The sequence below is a fragment of the Shewanella sp. NKUCC05_KAH genome, from assembly GCF_019345585.1.
Taxonomy (GTDB): domain Bacteria; phylum Pseudomonadota; class Gammaproteobacteria; order Enterobacterales; family Shewanellaceae; genus Shewanella; species Shewanella oncorhynchi.
The window spans coordinates 1-3,015 of the sequence record NZ_JAHKQZ010000040.1 but is presented as its reverse complement, the minus strand read 5'-3'; the positions used below and the strand labels follow the sequence as shown (position 1 = coordinate 3,015).

Below are 3,015 nucleotides of genomic sequence, written 5' to 3'. Positions count from 1 at the left end.
TTAGGTTAAATACATGAGCGTCGCTAGACAAAGACTCTTTATTTGTAGCGCAACCAAATAGAGAAATAACTAACAGAGTAAAAATACACTTCTTCATGATTGACCTATAACGCCCGCAGCACGCGCGGCCTTGTAGTGGAGGCGAAGCCGCAACGAAAAAGCCGTCGCTGTGCCTGCGCTTGTTAACTGTGACTGGCAACCAACTTGTTGCATTCATCGATAATTTCCGGAACGCAGCTTTCTGCTGTGATGCCTATGTTCTCATGGTCGTATTGTTCGTGTGCAAGAAGACCAAATGCTGCCAGCTCAGTTGGCCAATCAAGATCACGGTTGATTTCTCCGAGCTTGGCACAACCAAGGTTAGGATCAATATCACCCGCCAATATTTTCTTAGCGATGCTCACCGCATCAGCTAACATTTCGATTTTCTCGGTTTCTTCCATAGTTTGCTTTTACAGTTAACGTCGCCATATGGGGCGCACAAATGCTTGGCTAAACTTAGCGACGAAGGAACGCAAGCCAAGCGTTTTGCGTCCAACTACCATAATGGCCTTGTTATAAATCGATTACTCTAAGCCAACCCTTAATATTTTTCCGTTTTTAATTACGACTCTCAAACCATGCTCTACATCGAAGGTACACTCATACTCTAAATGAAGTTCTCCACCTTCATCTTCAGGAAACATGAACACTCCTGGTTCGGTGATATAGTTCCACACTTCATTAGGTGCGAATAGCTTTGGCATTAGCTCGTCGGCATACTCCCCTAAACCAAGATGATAATCAGGTAAGACTCTCTGGTAATATTGGAAAATTGCTTCCTCAATTTTAGGGAACTCAAGTTCGATATTATTGTAAAGCCAGTTGATAGAATCTTTATGCGACTGCTCTATTTCACCAGAACCAGATAACCCTATAGTAAACAAAACACTTTCACCTAAAGCAGGAAAAGATATTTCCCCCTCTAAATCGTGTCCCGTTAATTCTAATTGATCAATTATTTTTTCGGCTACTTCCATATTTACCTAGATTTATAACGTTTGGTTAAGGGGCTTGCTTTAGCAAGTCCCAGAGAGCGGAGCGAACGATTTGAACCACTGGTTAGGTGCTCTGGCGCAGAGATTCAACATTACGCTGTAAATCACTTGGTTCAATATCAAAGCCAGACGCTTTAGCTCCAGCCCAATTAACGCCTGCAAGTAAACCATCTTTCTTTAAACCTGGAACCCAGCGCTCGCAAAAAACAGACCACTCAATTGCTACGGGTACAAAGCTACTGTATGCAGGAATACTGCGAATGATAGTTTGCGCCCGCGACTCCGATGACCAAAAAGGCATTGCACGCTTCCCACTGGCATCTAGTGGTGCAGGGAAGCCACCAGAGTCTTTTATTCCCCATACGAAATTTGACTCGGCGACTTCACGATAAAATTCGGCAGCGTGCGCGGAAGCGATACTCATAAGCACCTAACGCTTTAAACAGCGGGAAACGCGAGCGTTTTGGCGCAGCCAGTGAGCGGTTTTCCGATGATTTAACTTGTTATACATCATCTTCATCGTTGTACTCCGAGAGATAAATAGACATACCTAAATCAGTACACTTTTTCATTAGTTGAACTGACAAAATAGGACCTCCACCATTAGCCCCTTCTCTCGGTGTGAAACCAATATCGGCTATCCACTGATGTCCAGATGGGAGATTATCGGCATGTTCGGTAAGCCAGTTTTCAAAAATTTTAAATAATTCTGGTAGATCCCAGGACTCCTCAGCCAAGCGAACATAATTCTCCGAATTCCCGTCAGTTACTTTCCTAATCCAGATAGACAAATCTGCAAGATCCTTTTGATGTATAACGCTTTAAACAGCGGAAAACGCGAACGTTTTGGCGCAGCCAGTGAGCGGTTTTCCGATGATTTAACTTGTTAAATGCCATTTTTCTCGCGCTCAGCTTGTTTTTTGATTTTGGGCATTTGTATTTGTAGTAAAACAAATGCTGGCACTAATGGTACAAACGCTAGCCAAGATTGCATTTGAAAAGCCCAAAAGTAAATGAACCAACCTTGGCTAATAATTAAACCAGAAATTTTTAACCAGCGCGAGAAAAGCATAAGATCTCCCATGGCCGCTAGAAGTAACCCAAAGAAAAGCGCACCGAAGCCATACAACCAAAGGTTAAAGTTCAGAGATGAATTAATAGCCCCTACATCGATGGCAATTCCAAATAAAAATGGAACCAAAACCAAGATCATGGCGACAGTAGAAAAGCGATCATTACTCTGCTGCTTCTGATGAGCTTTATTTTTCTGTGCGAGTTTCTCTAATGTGTCCATGGCATTTAACGCTCGCCTAAACGGCGAGCAACTTGTTGCGAGTCCAGAGGCCGCGATGTTTAAGGCGATTGTGAGAGCTCACAGCTTGATGACTGCCAACATATCTTCACCATCTTCATCCAAACCCACTTCCTGAAAGCCAAAACGTGAATAAAAATCTTTGGCCACCGGGTTTTCAGGGTCATAGCAAATTTCTATTTCTTTTACTTTGTCACTGGATTTGATTTCATTGAGCGCCAAATTTAGTGCAACTCTGCCAATACCAGATTGTTGATAGCGTTGATCCACCATAAAGCGCCAGATAGAAACTTTTTCAGGCGTTTCAGATACCCACATGAAAAAACCGACAGGCTTATCGTTCTGATAGATAGCTCTGCAGGTATGCCCTTGGCAGTAATGTGATTCAACCAAAGACCACATATTGCTCGCAACATATTCCTGTTGCTCATTCGTGACATCTAAGTCACATACGTCTTCATAATTTGAACTTGTAATCTCTTCCAATGTGATACTCATGACTTTCCTTAGCTCTAACGCCCAAAGCAGCTGCGCGGTACGCGTCGGCTGGCTTTTCTTGTTGAACGAAGCCGCTTTGCGGCAGGAACAAGATAAAGCCATCCTTTTGCCCCTCATCCTAAATACTTGCTAGACGCGACCTGCTTCGGTCGCAAACCTAGGAGTATC

General features: G+C 43.4%; 6 protein-coding genes. All 6 read right to left on the bottom strand.

Going from position 1 to position 3,015, the window contains the following annotated elements; genetic code table 11:
• Positions 1 to 182: 182 nt before the first annotated feature.
• The 6 genes from KO533_RS22340 to KO533_RS22315 all read right to left on the bottom strand — a co-directional run bounded on the left by KO533_RS22340 (position 183) and on the right by KO533_RS22315 (position 2,847).
• Positions 183 to 443, bottom strand: coding sequence for a hypothetical protein (locus tag KO533_RS22340; protein WP_028760223.1), 261 nt, complete (start codon positions 441 to 443; stop codon positions 183 to 185).
• A 123-nt stretch (positions 444 to 566) separates the two neighbouring features.
• Positions 567 to 1,019, bottom strand: a complete 453-nt coding sequence (locus tag KO533_RS22335) for a hypothetical protein (RefSeq protein WP_028760224.1) — start codon at positions 1,017 to 1,019, stop codon at positions 567 to 569.
• An 82-nt stretch (positions 1,020 to 1,101) separates the two neighbouring features.
• Complete coding sequence (locus KO533_RS22330; protein ID WP_219256186.1) at positions 1,102 to 1,461, bottom strand: DUF2750 domain-containing protein; 360 nt, start codon at positions 1,459 to 1,461, stop codon at positions 1,102 to 1,104.
• Between the two features lie 79 nt (positions 1,462 to 1,540).
• Positions 1,541 to 1,828, bottom strand: a complete 288-nt coding sequence (locus KO533_RS22325; protein WP_173497769.1) for a hypothetical protein — start codon at positions 1,826 to 1,828, stop codon at positions 1,541 to 1,543.
• A 95-nt stretch (positions 1,829 to 1,923) separates the two neighbouring features.
• Positions 1,924 to 2,331 carry a hypothetical protein gene (locus KO533_RS22320; RefSeq protein ID WP_219256185.1) on the bottom strand — a complete coding sequence of 136 codons (408 nt, stop codon included), beginning with the start codon at positions 2,329 to 2,331 and terminating at the stop codon, positions 1,924 to 1,926.
• 78 nt (positions 2,332 to 2,409) lie between these two features.
• Positions 2,410 to 2,847 (bottom strand): GNAT family N-acetyltransferase, encoded by a 438-nt coding sequence (locus tag KO533_RS22315; protein WP_028760228.1) that lies wholly within the window; start codon positions 2,845 to 2,847, stop codon positions 2,410 to 2,412.
• Positions 2,848 to 3,015 lie beyond the last annotated feature (168 nt).

What these genes read in the sequence shown, in the direction of transcription:
- KO533_RS22340 (WP_028760223.1), bottom strand. Translation starts at nt 443, where the DNA reads ATGGAAGAAACCGAGAAAATCGAAATGTTAGCTGATGCGGTGAGCATC.
- KO533_RS22315 (WP_028760228.1), bottom strand. Translation starts at nt 2,847, where the DNA reads ATGAGTATCACATTGGAAGAGATTACAAGTTCAAATTATGAAGACGTA.
- KO533_RS22335 (WP_028760224.1), bottom strand. Translation starts at nt 1,019, where the DNA reads ATGGAAGTAGCCGAAAAAATAATTGATCAATTAGAATTAACGGGACAC.
- KO533_RS22320 (WP_219256185.1), bottom strand. Translation starts at nt 2,331, where the DNA reads ATGGACACATTAGAGAAACTCGCACAGAAAAATAAAGCTCATCAGAAG.
- KO533_RS22330 (WP_219256186.1), bottom strand. Translation starts at nt 1,461, where the DNA reads ATGAGTATCGCTTCCGCGCACGCTGCCGAATTTTATCGTGAAGTCGCC.